The 19,533-nt window shown below is 42.5% G+C and carries 18 protein-coding genes, 1 tRNA gene and 1 riboswitch; of the genes, 1 reads left to right on the forward strand and 18 read right to left on the reverse strand.

What is annotated here, in order from left to right; all coding sequences use genetic code 11:
• Window positions 1–19: 19 nt before the first annotated feature.
• The 16 genes from ACESTK_RS12245 to ACESTK_RS12320 form a co-directional block, all read right to left on the reverse strand.
• On the reverse strand, window positions 20–163 hold the full coding sequence (locus ACESTK_RS12245) for a DUF6783 domain-containing protein (protein ID WP_373119854.1): 144 nt from the start codon (window positions 161–163) through the stop codon (window positions 20–22).
• Between the two features lie 7 nt (window positions 164–170).
• The gene (locus tag ACESTK_RS12250; RefSeq protein WP_148462764.1) at window positions 171–1,673 is read right to left on the reverse strand and encodes a serine hydrolase; all 1,503 of its coding nucleotides are present in this window, start codon (window positions 1,671–1,673) and stop codon (window positions 171–173) included.
• A gap of 122 nt (window positions 1,674–1,795) precedes the next feature.
• A complete protein-coding gene (locus tag ACESTK_RS12255) occupies window positions 1,796–4,165 on the reverse strand; it encodes an ATP-dependent DNA helicase (RefSeq protein ID WP_373119857.1) in 2,370 nt (789 codons plus the stop codon).
• Window positions 4,166–4,254: 89 nt separating this feature from the next.
• A complete protein-coding gene (locus tag ACESTK_RS12260) occupies window positions 4,255–5,034 on the reverse strand; it encodes a TIGR03915 family putative DNA repair protein (protein WP_373119859.1) in 780 nt (259 codons plus the stop codon).
• Window positions 5,031–6,380: a putative DNA modification/repair radical SAM protein gene (locus tag ACESTK_RS12265; protein WP_148462767.1), complete on the reverse strand. Its 1,350-nt coding sequence runs from the start codon at window positions 6,378–6,380 to the stop codon at window positions 5,031–5,033. The genes ACESTK_RS12260 and ACESTK_RS12265 overlap by 4 nt, the downstream gene beginning before the upstream one ends.
• Window positions 6,381–6,727: 347 nt before the next feature.
• The gene (locus ACESTK_RS12270) at window positions 6,728–8,047 is read right to left on the reverse strand and encodes an aspartate kinase (RefSeq protein WP_373119861.1); all 1,320 of its coding nucleotides are present in this window, start codon (window positions 8,045–8,047) and stop codon (window positions 6,728–6,730) included.
• Between the two features lie 73 nt (window positions 8,048–8,120).
• Window positions 8,121–8,801, reverse strand: a complete 681-nt coding sequence (gene tsaA, locus ACESTK_RS12275) for a tRNA (N6-threonylcarbamoyladenosine(37)-N6)-methyltransferase TrmO (protein WP_148462800.1) — start codon at window positions 8,799–8,801, stop codon at window positions 8,121–8,123.
• Between the two features lie 80 nt (window positions 8,802–8,881).
• Window positions 8,882–9,226 carry a DUF1622 domain-containing protein gene (locus tag ACESTK_RS12280; RefSeq protein ID WP_173718265.1) on the reverse strand — a complete coding sequence of 115 codons (345 nt, stop codon included), beginning with the start codon at window positions 9,224–9,226 and terminating at the stop codon, window positions 8,882–8,884.
• Window positions 9,227–9,314: 88 nt separating this feature from the next.
• Window positions 9,315–10,472 (reverse strand): 23S rRNA (uracil(1939)-C(5))-methyltransferase RlmD, encoded by a 1,158-nt coding sequence (gene rlmD / locus ACESTK_RS12285; RefSeq protein ID WP_373119862.1) that lies wholly within the window; start codon window positions 10,470–10,472, stop codon window positions 9,315–9,317.
• 16 nt (window positions 10,473–10,488) lie between these two features.
• Window positions 10,489–11,052 (reverse strand): phosphatase PAP2 family protein, encoded by a 564-nt coding sequence (locus ACESTK_RS12290; protein ID WP_118579130.1) that lies wholly within the window; start codon window positions 11,050–11,052, stop codon window positions 10,489–10,491.
• Window positions 11,053–11,228: 176 nt separating this feature from the next.
• Window positions 11,229–12,146 (reverse strand): LCP family protein, encoded by a 918-nt coding sequence (locus tag ACESTK_RS12295; RefSeq protein WP_178090676.1) that lies wholly within the window; start codon window positions 12,144–12,146, stop codon window positions 11,229–11,231.
• Between the two features lie 107 nt (window positions 12,147–12,253).
• The gene (locus ACESTK_RS12300; RefSeq protein ID WP_173718263.1) at window positions 12,254–13,009 is read right to left on the reverse strand and encodes an immunoglobulin-like domain-containing protein; all 756 of its coding nucleotides are present in this window, start codon (window positions 13,007–13,009) and stop codon (window positions 12,254–12,256) included.
• Window positions 13,010–13,036: 27 nt separating this feature from the next.
• The gene (locus ACESTK_RS12305) at window positions 13,037–13,771 is read right to left on the reverse strand and encodes a YveK family protein (protein ID WP_118579139.1); all 735 of its coding nucleotides are present in this window, start codon (window positions 13,769–13,771) and stop codon (window positions 13,037–13,039) included.
• Between the two features lie 81 nt (window positions 13,772–13,852).
• On the reverse strand, window positions 13,853–14,584 hold the full coding sequence (locus ACESTK_RS12310; RefSeq protein ID WP_173716439.1) for a CpsB/CapC family capsule biosynthesis tyrosine phosphatase: 732 nt from the start codon (window positions 14,582–14,584) through the stop codon (window positions 13,853–13,855).
• Window positions 14,585–14,636: 52 nt separating this feature from the next.
• On the reverse strand, window positions 14,637–15,335 hold the full coding sequence (locus ACESTK_RS12315; RefSeq protein WP_118579145.1) for a CpsD/CapB family tyrosine-protein kinase: 699 nt from the start codon (window positions 15,333–15,335) through the stop codon (window positions 14,637–14,639).
• Between the two features lie 173 nt (window positions 15,336–15,508).
• The gene (locus ACESTK_RS12320; protein WP_118579148.1) at window positions 15,509–16,429 is read right to left on the reverse strand and encodes a 3D domain-containing protein; all 921 of its coding nucleotides are present in this window, start codon (window positions 16,427–16,429) and stop codon (window positions 15,509–15,511) included.
• Between the two features lie 243 nt (window positions 16,430–16,672).
• Between ACESTK_RS12320 and ACESTK_RS12325 the strand changes: the two genes are divergently transcribed.
• Window positions 16,673–16,745 (forward strand) — tRNA-Gly (locus ACESTK_RS12325).
• A gap of 349 nt (window positions 16,746–17,094) precedes the next feature.
• Here ACESTK_RS12325 and ACESTK_RS12330 read toward each other — a convergent pair.
• Both ACESTK_RS12330 and ACESTK_RS12335 read right to left on the reverse strand, forming a co-directional pair.
• The gene (locus ACESTK_RS12330) at window positions 17,095–18,279 is read right to left on the reverse strand and encodes a phosphoribosylaminoimidazolecarboxamide formyltransferase (RefSeq protein WP_173716438.1); all 1,185 of its coding nucleotides are present in this window, start codon (window positions 18,277–18,279) and stop codon (window positions 17,095–17,097) included.
• Window positions 18,280–18,385: 106 nt separating this feature from the next.
• Window positions 18,386–19,099, reverse strand: coding sequence for an IMP cyclohydrolase (locus tag ACESTK_RS12335; protein ID WP_118579154.1), 714 nt, complete (start codon window positions 19,097–19,099; stop codon window positions 18,386–18,388).
• A gap of 113 nt (window positions 19,100–19,212) precedes the next feature.
• A riboswitch (ZMP/ZTP riboswitch) is annotated at window positions 19,213–19,295 on the reverse strand.
• Window positions 19,296–19,533 lie beyond the last annotated feature (238 nt).

The following is a 19,533-nucleotide window of genomic DNA, read 5'->3' on the forward strand; positions in this document are numbered from 1 at the left end:
GCACAGTCTTAGGGCGTGTTTAAAAAATCATTCCCGCAATCTGCACGCCCCACTTTGTGGGAGATTTCACCCGAATTCGGTTGCAGTAGCCCGCTACGGCACCCTCATCCGGGCGAAATCTCCCACAAATTGTGACGCACATCTTGCAGAAAGCCTTTTTCAAACATGCTCTAATTCAAATAATAATAAACCATCGCAGAAATCCTTTGAATATTGGAAACAGCATCTGCTTCCTTTCCTGCATTCTCAGACATTACGCATAGAATATAATCCGTTCTGGCTCCATAGACAATTCCAATATCGTGCTGGCTTTTATCATTTTCACCAGTTTTATTCGCTACCTGAACAGATTCCTTGAGCCCGCCAGGAATCTTTGTTCTGGTATCCTGATTCAGAAGCAAAGACAGCATCTGGTCAGAATCCTCCGGACTTACACATTCTCTTCGGTAAATCTTCTCTAGCAAAGTGCCACAATCCTCCACAGAGGTCATATTACTGCTGCCAAGCCCTTCCGGATCTGTATTCGAAGGCGCAAGCGTATGAAGCACAGCTGTCTCTTTATAACCCTGTTCCCTAAGATACCTGTTAATTACACGTGCACCTGCATTGAATTGATTGGAAGCAGTCTGAAGCCTTACCATTTCATTAAAAGACTCATTGTCACTGTAGGTTACCATATTCTCCATAAGCCGAAACAGCTTGTCTGTCACAGTCTGACTAGCTGAATCTGCTTTCAGAAGTATCCCCTCAGCTATCCTGATTTTTTCCATATTTTCATAACTTGCAGCCATTGTAAATGCTTTTATCAGACTTGCAGAAGATATGGCTTTATCATTGATGGAGAACTTCTCTCCGCTCTTCAGATCTTTCACATAGACGCTCCAGTCCCCTTCCAAATTTTCCGTAAATTCCTTCACAGCTTTCTTCAGATTTTTGATCCCCGGATCCGTCAATTCCTTGATACTGCCATCTTTTTGGATTGTCAAGCCCTCTGGTGTAGTACCAGCTTCTTCCACTAATACGCCGCTTGATTCATCAAAATAATAATACCCGGAAAATCTCTTTTCTCCCACATTCATTTCCTGGATATAATAAATGCCACCTTCCTGACACACTCTTCCATTTCTGTCAACGTAATACCCGCCATCTAGTTTTATCTGTCCAATCTCTTCTTTTAGAATACAAACTCTTCCGGTACCGGAAAGCCTTCCAAGGTTATTTACCACATAAATCCCCGAAGTCCATCCTGCTTCCACAGTTCCATCTTCTGCTTTCGGGAGTGCTTCCTGTGAAATGGCTGTAAGATGTGCTTCAGAAGCTTTAAATTTTCCTGTCTCGTCGTGATAATAATATCCATTAAACACTGTTCCATCTACAACAAAATGGTCGAAATAATGTATAGCCTGAACGCAGTCTCCTGAACCATCTTCATTCAGACAGTAAAAGCCGTCACTTTTCAACATATATTTGCCATCACTGTTGGGAATAGGAAGTATCTTAGCTTCCTCTGTAACAGATGACAGGCTGCCGCCACTTTCTGATTCCGCCAATACAGTCAGAACTTCAGGCTTCCATAACAGGAGCCCGCTGTTGCTGCACCAAAATGCTGCCCCCAAAAGGACTGCCATTCCAGCTGCTTTATACAGCCATCTGGTTTTTTTGCCTTTTTTCATGTTATTCTCCTTTTAATAAGGGCAGTATAACCTGTTTCTGCTTTGTATGCAACCTCTTTGTTTTCCATAACATTTTTACAGGCTCTGGAATGTGTTTGAAAAGACTTTCTGCAGGATGTACGTCACAATTTGTGAGAGATTTTGTCCGGAATACTCTCCCAAAATTTTTGCAGCTGTGCTTCCACATTTGACAATGTACACGTTTTCCTGTCATTCCACTCCACCGGAAAAAGATTGCTGTATTCTCTCTGCCGGAACCGTTCATCCAAAAGGAGAATAACACCATGATCCTCCCTTGTGCGGATTACTCTTCCAGCAGCCTGCAGAACCTTATTCATGCCAGGATACCTATAGGCGTAATCAAATCCATTTTCCCCATTTTCTGTGTAAAAAGAACGAAGAATTTCCCTCTCATTTCCCAACTGGGGCAATCCGGTTCCCACTAAAATGGCTCCAATCAGTTTTTCTCCCAGCAGATCAATTCCCTCTGAAAAAATACCGCCCATAATGCAAAAAGCTACCAGTGATTCCTGATTCTGTTCAAATTCCTGAAGAAACTCTTCTCTTTCCTGTTCCTTCATAGAGCTGTTCTGACAGATACACTTCACCCAGTTTACAGAAAATTCTTCTTCGTAGACTGCATAAACCTCTTCCAACATTTTGTAAGAAGGAAAAAATACCATATAATTTCCCTTGCGCTGCCATACAGTCTTTGCTATATATTCCGCAATTTTATGATATTCCTCATATCCCCTGCGACTATATAAGGAACTTACATCGCCGGCATTTAAAATACAGCGGTTCTTCTGTGAAAACGGTGATTCCACGTAGATTCCATAATCGTCCTGCCTGTTGCTGAGCAATTTCCTGTAGTAGTTCATGGGCAGCAATGTGGCAGAAAAGAATACGGCACTGCGGCCTTTCTTCAGATATTCCCCCAGGTTCACTGCCGGATTTACACAGAACAGTTTTAGGCGAAACAGACCATCTTCTCCATTCTCAGCATAAACTACATAGTTCTCATCTATCAGTTCTGCAATATTCAGAAAATTGCGAATATCAAAATAAAACTTTATTGCTTCATCTTCCAGTTCCACATCCTTATGTGCTTCCAGAAAAGCATCAAATTCTCCCTGAACCTTTAAAATCGTCATAATTATGGAACCCGTGCCTGGGAGAACGAGGTAATTTCCACAGTCCACCTGTAGTTCTTTCAGCTGTTTATCCAGCTTTCCAAGGGAGCGGTAAAGCCGGGGTGCTCTTTCTTTCATAACTTTTCGAACCCGAACAGCATCTTCCCTGCAAATAGAAGCGCTGTACATCTCTCTTCCCCGTTCTGCCAGATTATGAGCTTCATCAATGAGAAAGATATAATCTCCACCTGCACCTTCCCCGAAAAAACGTTTCAAATGAACCGTAGGGTCAAACACATAATTATAATCACAAATTACAGCATCCACCCACACAGACAGATCCAGACACATTTCAAAAGGACATACCTGCCATTTCTCTGCCTGCTCCCGGATAGTCTCCCTGTCATATCTGCTCTTCGTCGTCCACAGCTCATAGACAGCGTCATTGACCCTGTCGAAATGTCCCCTGGCGTAAGGACAATGTACCGGATCACATTTGGTTTCGTCCATAAAACACAGCTTCTCCTTGGCTGTAATGGTCACCACTTTGTATTTCATTCCCTTTTCCCGCAGCACCTCAAAAGCTTCCTGAGCCACTGTTCTTGTAATAGTCTTGGCTGTAAGATAAAAGATCGTCTCCCCTTTCCCTTCGCCAACAGCACGAACTGCTGGAAATATGGTAGACATAGTTTTTCCTACACCGGTAGGTGCCTGAATAAAAATCTGACGACTGGCTCCAATTGCATGGTAAACACTGCTCACCATCTTTCTCTGACCTTCTCTGTAGGAAAATGGAAATTCCAGGCTCTGAAGAGAATGATTTCTCTCTTCCTTCCATTTTTTCTGATAACTGAGCCATTTATGATATTCATCCAGAAGTTTCTGGTACCATTCTTTCAGTTCCTCTATGGAGATCACCTCCCGGAACCTTTTCACCACTTCTGTCTCCAGATTGGCATATGTCATCTGGATTCCAATCTTCGACAAGCCTTCCTGAACACCGTAAATATAGCTATAACACATAGCCTGAGCCTTATGAACCTTCACAGGCTCTTCCATCTGTTCCACATTTCCATATATTCCTTTAATCTCATCGATCCAGACAACTTCATCTTCTGTAAAAATTCCATCTGCACGACCTTCTAACCGAATGTCCAGATCCTCATAGCTGCAATTCATCCGCAAAGCAACCTCTGCTCTGTAGTCTCCGCCCATTTGTTTCTGAAGCTTCCGATGCAGTCTGCTGCCCTTTAACATAGCATCTTTGTCTATAGTACCTCTTCGGTTATCAAGATCACCGCTTTGCAATATAAACTCCACAAGATTTCTTACTGATATTCGTGTTACCGGATTGTCCATTTCCAATTTACCGCCTTTTACTGGTCTGCTGCCTTCCAAACAAAGATACCTTATCTGTAAGCATTATAACACGAATTTTACTTATCGGCCTATCCTTTCACAGAAAACTCCGGCATATTACTCCGAAAATGCAAAGCAAGCATCTGCTTCTGAAGTTTCTCATTCCTCCTTGCTTCAATGGATATGCTATCACAAAATGTCTGCCACAGTTCCTCGTACTCTCCCATATCCCCTACGGCGCTCCCTGGCACCTGTATACGCACTTCTTTTCTCATGACGCACTCCTTCCCTTTCTCATGGCACAACGCCTTCTGCCTCTTCTCATCATAGATTACCCAGTTCTCATTGGGAAAGCGATTGGAAAAATGAAGAGCCATAAGAGACAGGATATCATTCCCCGGCTGGATCTTTGCCAACAGAAACCTTCCGCCAATCTCCCTGAAACGGACAAACCCAAAATAATGGTGATGTTCCCGCTTCACACAGAGTGCCAGTTTCGCAACCCTGGATACATATGGATCTGCCAGTGCCTCCATTACACGTTTTTCGCATCTGCCTCCCCCAAAAGCCCGGTGCAGCACATAATAAATGGCAGTTCCCCTGTCTTCATCTGCTGAAGCTGCCGCCAGACAAATCTGTTCGTAAACCTCGCTTCCCAGTCTCATAAGAATCGTCCTCATAACCTTACCAGCCTTACTCTGATCTGTAGCAATCTCCCGATAAGAAGTGAACAATTCCATGCTTACAGGAAAACTGGTCTGAATGCTCACTTTACAGCCGCCTGCACACTCTTTCCATCCATCATAGACAGCAGAAAAAATTCCCTCCATAGAGTCCTCACATACCAGGATTCTTTTCTCTTGATTCATATAGCTCCCACCTTTCTGTCCACATGATTCTTTGTATTTTCTGTATACAGTCTTCTGCTCCCCATCTCATCTCCAAAGAGGGATAATTGCTGAAATGCAGCTTCATTCCCATGCTTCCGGCAGTTCTCTTCATCCAGAAGATTACGGGTAATATAAGATTCCTCCAACCTGGTATTGTACATCATGCGGCCATTACAGGTGATAAAATATAAGGCACGCTTCAGAACCACACCAATCCTCTTCAAATCTGCAAATTCCAGGGAATGGGTTCTCCTGGCCCCAATGATTCTTCTGGCAGAGGTATAACCGATTCCCGGTACACGAAGAAGTTCATAATAATCTGCCTGGTTGATCTCTACCGGAAAAAACTCCAGATGTGACACTGCCCAGTCTGCCTTGGGATCCAGAAGAAGGTTAAAATCCGGATGCTTCTCTGAAAGCAGTTCTGAAGCCCGAAAACCATAAAACCGCATAAGCCAGTCTGCCTGATAAAGCCGGTGTTCCCGCAAAAGAGGCGGACCTGATAAGGACATGGGCAGATCCTTATCTTCATTTACGGCGACAAAAGCCGAATAAAAAACTCTTTTTAATGCAAAGTTCTTATACAAAGATTCTGCTACTGACACGATCTGATAATCGCTCTCCCCCATAGCTCCAATAATCATCTGGGTACTTTGACCGGCTGGTACAAACTTAGGGGCATGACGGTACAGAACCAATTCCTCCTTATTCTGATCTCGCTGCTGCTGAATCTGCTTCATAGGGCGCAGAATAGTTTGCCTGCTCTTATGCGGTGCCAGTTTCCTAAGCCCGTCTGCAGTAGGAAGTTCCAGGTTCACGCTCATGCGATCTGCCAGATACCCCGCCCTGGCGATCAGTTCAGGAGCAGCACCTGGAATGGCTTTCAAATGAATATATCCCTGAAAATGATATTTATTACGAAGAAGATTTACTGTACAAAGCAGTTCTTCCATAGTCCTGTCTGGACTTTCCTTTACTCCGGAACTTAAAAACAGTCCTTCAATATAGTTCCTCCTGTAAAATTCCATAGTCAGACGACACACTTCTTCTGGGGTAAAACTGGTACGCACCACATCATTGGAGGCTCTGTTTATACAGTATTTACAGTCAAATACACATTCATTTGTATAAAGGATCTTCAAAAGACTGATACATCTGCCATCCTGAGCAAAACTATGACAGATTCCGGCAGCAATGCTGTTTCCCATGCCCTTTCCATCTCCCTTTCGATCCACACCACTGGATGTGCAAGCCACATCATATTTCGCGGCATCCGATAAAATCTCCAGCTTCCGCTTCAATGTCATTGATTCCTGAATAATCATCCCGTAACAAAACTCCTTTTATGTAATCTGTTTTTCGCGTTCTTTATTATTCTCAATTTCAGAACGTTTGTTCTTGTTTTATTTTAGAACGTATGTTCTGTTTTGTCAATATCATAAAACGGCACGAAATTTTTTCTATACAAAAAGAGCCATAAATCAAAGATTAATTCTAACACTACCTTTGATTTACGGCTCTTATCTCATTCTTTTACTATTAAAGCTCCCGGACGACAGCCAGAAATGGTACATGCTTACATCAGCGAATTCATGAATACCAGACGTTCTGAACGTATGAGCAGATTTTCATATATGTGAATGCTGCCGACAGGTGACCTATCCACTCAATTTCAAATCTGTGTCAGCACAAAAATATCATAAATTGCTTTCACTGCATTTTCAAAATCACGGTTTTCCACACCGATAATAATATTTAGCTCACTGGAACCCTGGTCAATCATCTTGACGTTTACATTTGCATGTGCGAGGGCAGAGAAAATTCTTCCGGCTGTACCGCGGGTGGATTTCATTCCACGTCCTACAACTGCGATCAGGGCAAGGTCAGATTCCATTTCCACAAAATCCGGCTGAACCAGGCGATGGATTCCCGCAATTACCTGCTGCTCCTTTTCTTCAAACTCATCCTGGTGAACATATACTGTCATGGTATCAATACCGGATGGAACATGCTCAAAACTGATTCCCTGGTCTTCAAATACCTGAAGCACTCTTCTGCCAAATCCGATTTCACTGTTCATCATGGACTTCTCAATGTTGATAGAACAGAATCCTTTCTTTCCTGCAATACCGGTTATGGTATATTTCGGCTTGCGGCAGGTACTCTCCACAATAAAAGTTCCCTTATCCTCCGGACGGTTGGTGTTGCGGATATTAATCGGAATTCCCTCTTTTCTTACAGGGAAAATAGCATCTTCATGAAGAACAGTAGCTCCCATGTAGGAAAGCTCACGAAGTTCACGGTATGTAATGGTCTCAATCACAGCCGGATTCTTTACAATTCTCGGGTCTGTTACAAGGAAACCGGATACATCAGTCCAGTTTTCATACATATCAGCCTTAATTGCCTTGGCAACCAGAGAACCTGTCACATCAGAACCACCTCTGGAAAAAGTGGTCACAGTTCCATCGTCCTTTGCACCATAGAAGCCCGGCACAACTGCATTCTCACATTTGGAAAGACGCTTGTTCAGAAGTTTGTCTGTCTTCTCTGAATCCAGATTTCCGTTTTTATCAAAACGGATTACTTCTGCTGCATCCACAAATTCATAACCAAGATAAGCAGCCATCACTTTGCCGTTCAGATATTCTCCACGGGAAGCGGCGTAATCCCTGCCAATCTGTGTTTTAAAATTCTCTTTGATCAACTGGAAATCCTCTTCCATGGAAAGAGCAAGGCCAAGCCCTTTAATAATCTCATAATAACGAGATTTGATTTCTTCTAAAACCTTTTCAAAATCACCGCCATTTGCAGCTGCGTCATAACAGCTGTAAAGAAGATCTGTTACCTTCGTGTCCCCGTCAAATCTCTTACCTGGTGCAGAAGGAACAACAAAACGTCTGCTCTCTTCACTTCTGATAATATCTCCGACTTTTTCAAACTGCTCCGCATTTGCAAGGGAGCTTCCGCCAAACTTTACAACTTTTCTCATAATCTTTATGCTCCTCAAAAACTTTTTCTCCATTTTATGAAAAAATTCGACTTTTTGCAAGGGTTTTTTCGATTTAATTCGTGAAAGTGTTAAATACCTCCAATACCTGCAGCTGTTCTCCATCTACTTTAAAATGAATATCCCAGGATCCAAAAGACATTCCGTATTTTCTTTCAGGGTCTTTCTGATACCCAGGTCTTGGATCGTTTGCAAGGACAGCCAGAAGTGCTTCTCTTTTTTCCTCTGGAATCTTCTTCAAAAGCTTTTCCGGAAACTCTACTTTCAGCTTATGATCCTGAATCTGGTCGGTAAATCCGCCCGCTGCTTCCGGATGGCTGTCCACGTAAGCCAGATAGGGCTTTATATCATAAATAGGTGTTCCGTCCATAAGATCCGCTCCTGATACATGAAGCACCGGTCCATACTTTTCAGAAAACTCTACGCTCTCCAGCCTTACACTGGAAAGTCCTATGGGATTTGGACGAAAAGGAGACCTTGTAGCAAAAACGCCCATTCTGACGTTTCCCCCAAGTCTTGGAGGACGCACTGTAGGAGACCACTCCTTGCGGACAGCCTGTGAAAATTCCCAGATCAGCCAGATATGGGTATACTCTTCCAGCCCTCGAAATGCCTCATGGTTCCGATATTCCGGTTCAAAAATAATATCCGCCTTTAGTTCCTGTATTCTGCCGCTCTGATGGGGAATTCCAAATTTCGTTGGAAAATCACTTCTGATATGAGCAATTACTTTCATTTCCATTGTTTATTATACCTTTATCAATCTTTATGTGTGCTCCTATAAACCCGCAGATATCATCTATAAACAGCGAACCTCTATTCCTCATGTCCGCCGCTTTTTTCTTCCTCCTTGATTTCCCAGTGAAGCAGGAACGTAAGAGCTGCACGAAGAGCAATAATTCCGGCTACAATTCCGATTTCCTTCCACTCACGTACCACTACAGTACGTAGAATCTCACTTCCCATTTTAAATTCCAGTCCCATGGCAAGTCCCCTCGCCAGATAGACACCAGTATCTCCGGCATGTTTCAGCCATTTGATAAATCCGGTAATTCCACTCCAGATAATAATGGCAACTCCAATAAACTCAAAAATTACAATGGCGAAACCAGCAATATTCTCCAGAACCCACTCCATAATTCCAGTTATGGTCGTCATCATAGGTACCTCCTTTTTTCCTGCTGACAGGATACCTTTTCTTACAGAATATATTTTCATTGCTGCACAGCCTGTAAACAGCAACAGTTTCTTATTTTTGCTCCAGCCAGGTCACCACTTCTGTGTGATCTGTAAAACAGAACATTTCCACAGGCTGGATTTCTTTAACTATATAGTTTTTTCTCGTAAGGAAATTAAGGTCTCTTGCAAGTGTTTCCGGGTTACAGGAAATGCAAACAATTTTCTTCGGAGAGAGTTTTATTACGGAATTCAGGAATTTCTCGCTGCTGCCTGAGCGGGGAGGATCCATAAATACCACATCTGCCTTTTCACCAGCTTCTGCCATTGCCTCCATAAATTCACCGGCATCACCCTGGCGGAAAGATATGTTTACCACCTTATTCTCTCTTGCATTGATCCTTGCATCCCTGACTGCATCTTTATTCAGTTCCACTCCGACCACTTCTCTTGCCTTACCAGAAGCTACCAGACCGATGGTACCAATTCCACAATATGCATCAATGACTTTTTCTTTCCCTGTCAGCCCTGCAAATTCCACAGCTTTTCCATAAAGAATTTCGGTCTGCACTGAATTTACCTGATAGAAGGATTTCGGTGAAATACGGAAGGATTTTCCACAAAGGGTATCACGGATAAATCCCTTACCATAAAGTACGATTTCCCGCTCGCCAAGAACCATGCTTGTATTTTTGTCATTAATATTTAATACCACAGTACTGATCTCTGGATGAACTTTTCTTAATGCCTTCACAAAGTTATTCTTGGATGGAAAAATAGGAGAGGCGACCACCAGTACTACCATTACCTCACCTGTAGAAAAGCCACGACGCACCAGTACATGGCGCAGAAGTCCATATCCGGTATCCTCATCATATGTTTTGATCTTAAAAGACTTCAGCATTCCCCGAATGGTACGGATGATTTCCTGACTCTTCTTATCCTCAATCAGACACTGTTCAATAGAAACCACTCTGTGGGTACCAGCCTCATAAATTCCAGAAATAATATTTCCCTTCCGGTCACGGTCAAATACAGCATGAACTTTATTCCGGTAAAAATAAGGATCTTTCATTCCAATTACCGGCTTCACATTCCCAAACTTCTTCAAAAGCCCCTGTACCTGATTTTGTTTCTTTTTAAGCTGTGCGGAATAAGGCACACCCTGATACTGGCACCCACCGCACTTTTTTGCGTATGGACAGACTGTCTGTGTTTTTTTCTCTTCCATAAATTCTCCCTTATCTTTATTTTGCTTTTCGTTCTTCATAATATCTGACTAGAGCGTGCTCTAGCTTCAGCGCCGCCAACGCACTAAAAGTGCCTACAAGGGCTCCAGCCAGCACATCTGTAGGATAGTGTACTCCCACGTACAATCGGGACAAAGCGATCAGTACTGCCAGGACCATGGCTGCTTTTCCCCATTTTCCAGGAAAGGCTTTATAATATACGCCTGCACAGGCAAAAGATGCGCAGGTATGACCTGATGGAAAAGAATAGTCCTTCAGCCTGGCAACCAGAGGCACAAGTCCCTCCACAGAATCATAAGGTCTTATACGCGCTACCAGATCCTTAAGGCATAAATTCGTAACCACTGCCCCTATAGCTAGTGCCAGAAGTGCGGTTACACCTGCCTTTCTTGTCTTCTTTGGAAAAAGAAAAAGCAGCCCCAAAACAATCCAGAACCAGCCTCCGTCTCCTAGAAAGGTAATTCCCTTCCACAGCCAGGTAAACAGATCACTTCTTAAATACTGCTGTATAAAAAGCAGAATCTGTGCATCAATATTATGTATCCATTCAAGCAATTCCACTTATCCTCCACCCGCTTTCAATTCTGATTGCTATCTATATATTTCTATAATTTATTTTTATAATGGTTCAGCAGACAGTGTGTAACTGCAAAGGAACCCAACAGCTGCTTTTATTTCGTTATTATAGCGTAAAAGACGGTTCGTGTGGTGCGAACCGTCTTAATTCTTTTTAATTCTTATTCACCTGCGTGATACAGGATCTGCTGAAGATATTGCCGATTCTGCTCAAGATCAGGAACCAGAACCTGCATGCCGTCAATCGTCTGAGGTGTGTAGGCTCCATCCTCCGGAATCCGGTATGATGCAATTTCATCTGTACCGATGTTCATCACATCCATGGCATATCCGGTTATATCCCACAAAGAAAGATCCGTAGTAACCATTGGAAGAACATCCTTAACCAGACCTGCAATATCAAAAACTCCCAGATCTTTTATCTTGGCAAAAGCAGCCATAAGTACTTCCTGCTGCCGCTCTGTTCTCCGATAATCGGAATTTCCAATAGAACGGTTGCGTGCATGGATAAGTGCCTGTTCTCCATCCAGATGGTTCATTCCTTCCTGAAGATTCCAGTCGCTTCGAAGAGGCTGAGGGTAAAGAACACTCTGATCTCGTCCGCAGATATAATCTGCTTCCGCCTGAGTCAGCTCCAGATCTATTCCTCCAACCTTGTCAACCAGAACCTGGAAAACTTCAAAATCCACTTCCACATTTCCATCTATCTTTACTCCGAAATTTTCTTCCAGAGTCTGGTCCAAAAGATCCATTCCTCCATATGCGTAAGCCGCATTAATACGAGTAGTCGAATATCCAGGAATGGCAACATAAAGATCTCTCATAAAAGAGGTCAGGCTTACAGTACCCTGATCCTTGTCCAATGTAGCAAGAATCATGGAATCGGAACGCTGACGGGACTCTCCCTCTCTTTTGTCCTGTCCGATCAGCAAAATACTCTTGATATTGCTGGTGGCCGCTTCAGCATCCGTATTCTCTGCCTTTACTGTATATGCAAACGCCGTACTCACAGCCGGGCTTTCCAGAAACAGCACCGCGCCAAGGCAGATAAGGGTCTTCTTCCATATGGTAGATCTCATATATTTGCTCCTATGTACATGTGCATGGTCAAAAAGGAATCTTTCTGCCGGTTCTTTCATAACCAGCAGTCGCTATTGATTACTGTTCACTCCGTTCACAGTAATCATTATTTTACTACAATTGTCAGAACAGCTCCGTTTGAAGCATTGCCATTGGAGTCAACAACATAATAAGTCAGTTCATAAGTACCCGGAGTATTCACATCAACGGTTCCAGTGATCTGAATCTTACGATAAAGATCACTTGTTGAATCTTTATCGTCTTGAATGTCTTTGACATAACTCAGTCTGTCAATCTGTGTTCCCTTGGCAATTTCAACGTAGTAAGTATTCAGATAAAAACGCGGATCCTGAGGGTTCAGCTGGTCAATCTTTTCTTCTTCCCTTTCCTGCGCTTTTTCTTCTTCTGTCATTTCTGGTTCTTCTTCATCTTCTGAATCAGTCTCATTTTCATCCTGCAGGGCTTCATCCGTTTCTGCATCTGTATCTGTATTGTCAGAAGAAGTTTTGGTTTCTGAAGTAAATCCCATAAGATTTCCCTCGGAAGTCATATGATAAGTTACCTTTGTTACATTGTTACTGTTATCCTTTGCAACATAAACAACTGTGACTTCATCCCCTTTTTCATTTGGATAAACATTCTCAACTGTCAGGCTGGCTGAAACATCTCCATCTCTCTTGTCAACAGCTTTTACTCCTTCCAGAAGATCTTCCGTTGTCATATCCGAAGTGTAGCTGTTTTTCTTGCTCTCTGCAATGGTAATTTCCGGTCCCTTGCGATCCTGCCTCATATACAGCCATCCCAGGATTCCGGTCGCTCCTATTGCCACTGCCGCCATTAAAACAATCAACCATTTACGCATATCTGCAGCTCCTTATACTCAATTTCATCAGCGACGTTTTCTTGATTTCTGTTTCTTGGATCTGCTTTCTTTCTCTGAATATGGAATGCTTCCCAGAACAGAAAGTCCAAGATAACGCTCTACATCTTCCTCAACCTTGATCGTATCATTTGTAAGATAAATGATGATCACAATCGCCATTGCAATGATAACACCTAAAAGTCCACCGATCACACCATTCTTCGCAAGGCTTGGGCTGGCTTTTTCACTTGGGATGTTTGCGCTGTCAACTACGTTAACCGCCTCAATATCCATAACTGACTGAATGTGCTCTGCTGCCATATCACGGATAGCATTGGCCATCTCGCTTGCTGTATATGGATCTTCATCAGATACTATGATCGTTACAATACGGCTGTCTGTAGAAGTATCTACCGTCAGTTTGCCAAGCAGCTGCTGATAGGTAATATTAAGATTCAGCTGTGCAATTACACCTTCAAGAACTGTACGGCTCTTAATAAGTTCCGCATAGTCCTTAGTCAGCTGTGTACTGGTCTGCATATCAGCACTGGTCAGTGTATTGCTGTCCTGTTTATTCAGCACCATGATCTTCGTGGTAGATTCATACTGTGGAGTGATAAAAAGCATTGTTCCGATAATGGAAATCACACCCAGAATGATACCGGAAAGAATAATCACTCCCAGCCTGCTAAGAATCAGGTGAAAAATCTCACCTAAATCGATTTCAATTTCATCGTTATTATTTGTAACCTGATTTTCCATTCTTCTTCTCCGTTACCCTGTAATTTTCTTTACTTTTTCTAAACAGATACATCGTTTCCAACGACATCCCATATATAAAAGTCAAAATCTCTCGTTATTTATAATGCACTCCGGATTGCTGATAAAAATCATATCCGCGTAATCCGTACCCATCATTTTTTCAATTTTGTCGTAACATTTGCCAATGTGAGGCGTTCGTCTGGCCAGATCATGACCGTCAGACCCCACAAAATCCAACATTTCTTCTTTAATTACTTTCTTGCAGAAACGCTTGATCATAAAGCCATCCTCACCAATAATACTGTCCGCATTCATCTGAATATAGGCACCCATATCCCTGAGTTCATCAATAAAATCCAGACCGTTTTTTACTACCGAATGATAGCGTTCTACATGTGCGATAATAGGATAATACCCTTTCCGGATCAATGCCTGCACCCGTTCCCTGATATAGGACTTTTCGTCTGAAGTCCGAAACTCCGTTAACACATAACGGGAACCTGACATGGTAAGTCTTTCCCCTTTTTTCAGACAGTCTGTCATATCCATACTGGAATGAAGCTCGCAGCCCAGATACATCTGAATACCGTCTTCTCCAATCTCAGCGGCAGCCTTCCTCACACGAAGGAACTGCTTCTTAACCTGTTCCAGAGACGGCTCAAACATATCATATCGAAAATGCGGAGTGGCAATAATGTTGCGGACACCATCATCATATTCCTTCTGGAGCATGCGTACAGATGTCTTGAGATCCTTCGCTCCATCATCAACTCCCGGAACAATATGACAGTGAATATCATAAATACCTTTCATTCGCTTCGCCCATTTCCAATCTTTTCATATAACAATCTCGAATAATGACGGATCAATATTTTCCGTATTCTCCGTACTTGCCATATTTGCCATATTTACCATACTTACCGTATTTACCATATTCCTTAGTATCTACCTTGTTCAAAATCGCACCGATGATCGGACAGTTGGTCTTCTCCAGCTGCCCCTTGATCTCCTGTACAAAATGGTAGCTGATACTGCCGGATTCGATTACAATGACAGTTCCATCGCAGGAATCCGCCACAACTGCACAGTCGATTACTCGTCCAAGAGGCGGTGTATCTATGATAATGTAATCATATACATCTCTTACAACACGGATCATGTCTTTAAACTGTCTGCTTCCTAAAAGCTCTGCCGGGTTCGGCGGTACAACACCGGAAAAAATAATGTGAAACTTGGGAAGATTGGTTGCGCAGATAACGTCCTGCAGTTTCGCCTGCTTGGACAGGTAGTGGGTCAGTCCCTTCACTTCTTCCTCAACCTGTACACGTCCCATAAGTACGGATTTACGAAGGTCTGCATCAATCAAAAGTACAGATTTACCACTCTCTGCAAGGGAAGCTGCAAGATGGAAAGTTACATTACTCTTTCCTTCATTCGGGGTACAGCTTGTAAATGCAATCACCTTTTTGTCGGCACCGCAAAATTGAATGTTTGTACGAAGTGCCTTATAAGCCTCATCCATGGATGAATCAGCTTTCCAGTCGCTAATTTTTACTTTTACCATAATTTTGTTTTCACCTTATCTATTTGTTATCCTGTAAATCTGCCATATTTTCCTTCTAATTTCCCATAATTCACGTCATGGCAGTGTCTGCCTAAATATTATACACTAGAAGTACCGCATTGGCTAGTACATTTTCGAACTAAATATGCACAATTTTTCACAAAATTTTCATATTATTCTTGATTTCCTTCCTGAATCCCTTCTATACCCTGAACGGATGATCCCTCTTCCAAAAGATAAACTTCTACATCAAATACACCGCTGTTCAACGCTTCCGCATGGCTTCCCATATAAATATCAATGCGGTTGTTCTTAATGGCGCCGCCGCAGTCTTCTGCCACATAGACCTGTCCATTGATAACTACTTTAGAACCGTAAGGAATTACAGTTGGATCTACTGCAATAGTACGGTTCGTGGTAGCTGTCACACCTGTGGATGTGATTCCGTTTGCCCACGGACCGCAGCAAATGCTGCACTGGCAGTAATGGGTAATATGGAAAACACCAAGTGGACGAAGGCTGCTGTCTGCGGAAACCATAATCGGCTGTCCTTCAAGAACACCTGCATTTCCCCCTGTCTGGGTAACACCTTCTACTGCTTCTGCAAATACGCCCTCTCCTGTACTTTTATGTATAATTCCTGCTTCTACAGTTCCATCTGAGGTTGCATCTGAAGCTACCTGATTCTTATCTTCATAACCCTCCAAAACAGAGGTTGGGATATATCCCACCTGTTCTTCTCCATTATCATCCTCAAATAGAATCCTGCTCCAGATATCATCAATAGTACCTGTACGGCTGATTTCATCTTCTTCCAGCACTTCACCGATCACAGAACCCTCTTTTCTGCCAGGATAATCTAATACATCTGTATCTGCCGCTACTGTGACAGTATCCTGGACTTCCGTGATCTCGTCCTCGATTTTCCCGGAATCCTTTTTTTCGATAGCTTCTTCTGAAACTGTTTCTTCTTTATTATCAGTATTTTCCTGTGCTGTACCTGAAATGGCCGGACCGGCTATTTCCGCTCCAAGCGCAGAAACAGGCATACATGCGGAAACACATACTGCCATAATCAGAAATCTTTTTTTCATAAATTTATATCTCCTGATCTGTTCAATTTTCCCCTCTACTCTTTGTTTATCATAGCACAGCTATTTTCTTATTTCAAATCCCATCAGGCTTTTTAGAAATTTTTCACATTTATTATTGTAGCTTTTTTGTTTTTTCATTAAAAAAAACATTATTTCATTTTTTTCAAAAAAACATTTGACAAAATAGATTTTATACTGTATTATATGTTTTGTCGCTGAGGAAAACAGTTGACAGCAATAAATGCGATAGTGGCGTAGTTGGTAACGCGCGACCTTGCCAAGGTCGAGACCGCGGGTTCGAGCCCCGTCTATCGCTCTGAAGCTCCGATTTAGTCGGAGCTTTTTTGTGTCTGAATCCGCCTTACAAAGCGATCACTGTCTTTTGTATACTTCATAAGAAAATCCCGCTTATTCTTTCGGAAATAATTTATAAAGGACATCTTATTTTAAACAAAAAAGCCTTGTACAATTTGCTTTTCTATCTGAAGATTCTCTATTGACTCATCTTTCAATAAGAGTTTTCAGTTCTTTGCACTTTGTACAAGACCTTTTATTACTTCATTTTATTATTCTGTCCAGAATCCAATATTTTTTCTTAAAACATGTAAAAAAAACTTTCCGCAAGATGTGCGTCTCAATTGCAGGAATGATTTTTCAGCCACGATTTAGTGATGGAATAATCTAATTCCGGTAAATGCCATTGCTATATTGTATTTATTGCAGGTATCGATTACGTCTGCATCTCTCACAGAACCGCCTGGCTGTGCAATATATTTCACGCCACTTTTGTAAGCTCGCTCAATATTGTCGCTGAATGGAAAGAACGCATCAGATCCTAATGTTACATCTGTCATCTGATCCAGCCATGCTCTCTTCTCTTCCTTTGTGAAAACTGCAGGTTTCTCTGTGAATGTCTTTTCCCAGTTTCCATCCGCCAGAACATCCATATACTCATCACCAATGTAAACGTCGATAGCATTGTCGCGCTCAGCTCTTGAAATACTTTCCTTAAATGGAAGGTTCAATACTTTCGGGCTTTGGCGAAGGAACCAGTTATCTGCTTTCTGTCCTGCAAGACGTGTACAGTGAACTCTTGACTGCTGTCCTGCACCAACTCCGATTGCCTGTCCGTCTTTTACATAGCATACGGAATTGGACTGGGTGTATTTCAGAATGATCAGGGAAACTTTCATATCACGCTTTGCTTCCTCAGATAATTCTTTATTCTCAGTTACGATGTTGGAAATCAACTCATCATCAATTGCAAGCTCCTGTCTTCCCTGCTCAAAAGTAACGCCGAACACCTGCTTATGCTCTAATGGAGCCGGTACATATTCCGGATCGATCTGAATTACATTGTAGTTGCCTTTTTTCTTCTGTTTCAGAACCTCAAGTGCCTCCTCTGTATAACCAGGAGCGATCACACCGTCGGAAACTTCTCTCTTGATCAGAAGTGCTGTGTCTTTGTCACATACATCAGAAAGGGAAATAAAATCACCGAAGGAAGACATTCTGTCTGCGCCTCTTGCACGGGCATATGCACAGGCAAGCGGCGAAAAATTCTGCCAGTCCATATCCTCTACCCAGTAGATTTTTGCAAGCGTCTCTGTGAGCGGAAGACCAATGGAAGCACCTGCCGGGGAAACATGTTTAAATGAAGTAGCTGCGGGAAGTCCGGTTGCCTTTTTCAGATCACGCACCAGCTGCCAGCCGTTAAAGGCATCCAGAAAATTAATATATCCAGGTTTTCCGGAAAGTACTTTAATTGGCAGTTCACTTCCATCTTCCATGTATATTTTAGATGGTTTCTGATTTGGGTTACAGCCGTATTTTAATTCTAACTCTTTCATGGTTATCTCCTCCATTTTATCTTTTAAGGTAACGATTCAGTAGGTACTATTCCGTGAGGCATTCCGTTTTGTGAATATAATTTACCCAAAACGGAAAGCTTTATTTTCAGTGATTCTTGTTGATAATTTTTGATTCATATTTACCAGTCTCGATATCAATGTATCTCACAAAAAGTGAAACCTTATTGTCTTCATTCAGGCTCTCCCACAACATATCTGCAAACTCATCCATGTGATCCGGAATCTGAACAAGCTTCGGCTCACCCTCAAAGCTTGGCAGCGGGTTTCCATCACATTTATAAGTATGGATAAAATGTCCCTCACCGGCCTTTGCATTCTGATATGCAAAAGTGTAACGGTTGCAGGAGGAAGGATCTCCATTATTGCTTTTCAAAATGGACATTGCATAACTGTAAGAGCCGTTCTCCACATGCATAATTCCGGAAATACGTGGTGTATAGTTTGGTGCATCTGGCTCAAACTCTCTGGAACGTAAAGACTGCTCGAAAGTGAGCTGATGATCCATTCCTTCGTAAATAGTGTCTGTCTGGTCACCGTTTGTCACGATTGTTTTATTTCCAAGTACGCGGACAGGTGCATAAATGATCAGGCTTGGATCTACCAGTTTGGAAGGGTCAAATGCCTGTGTGCGGATTCCCTCGCCATCCTCCACAAATACACGGTTGCGGCTGTTTTCACTTCTTCCCATAATAAAGTAAGCAGTAACTGCCTTCGTTCCATCAGCGCTGCGGCCAATGATGATTCCTCGTCCCGGGTAAGAATTTTCCTTCAGTTCTTTGTCCAATGCTATCATTTCCATGCAGATGTTCTCCTTTCGAAATTTACATGAGTATATTACCGCAGCCACCAGATTTTCATCAATAGTATAAATGTTGACTGCGTGTATAAAAAAACGCCTGGGAAGCCTCTCTTCCAGGCTGCCCAGGCGGTCGACACAATGATATTACTGCACTCCCTGTGGGTATTCCCACGATCCGCCAGTCATGCAGTTCTTTTTTATACTACAATATTTTTTTCGTTATTTCAAGATGGGAAATCTTTTTCTTTTATGTACAATTTTTTTGTGGTTACTGGTCACGGAGTGACCAGTAACACGCTTCGCGATGCACAGAAATCATGCATTCGCATGATTTCGCGCTGAGATTCTCGGGTTTTCTGTGAACTTTGTTCACAAAAAACACCTCGCGGAACGTTACCAATGACCAGTAACTTTTTGTGGTTACTGGTCGCAAT

The organism is Ruminococcus sp. Marseille-P328 (assembly GCF_964249465.1).
In the GTDB taxonomy this organism is placed as follows: Bacteria; Bacillota; Clostridia; order Lachnospirales; family Lachnospiraceae; genus Blautia_A; species Blautia_A faecis.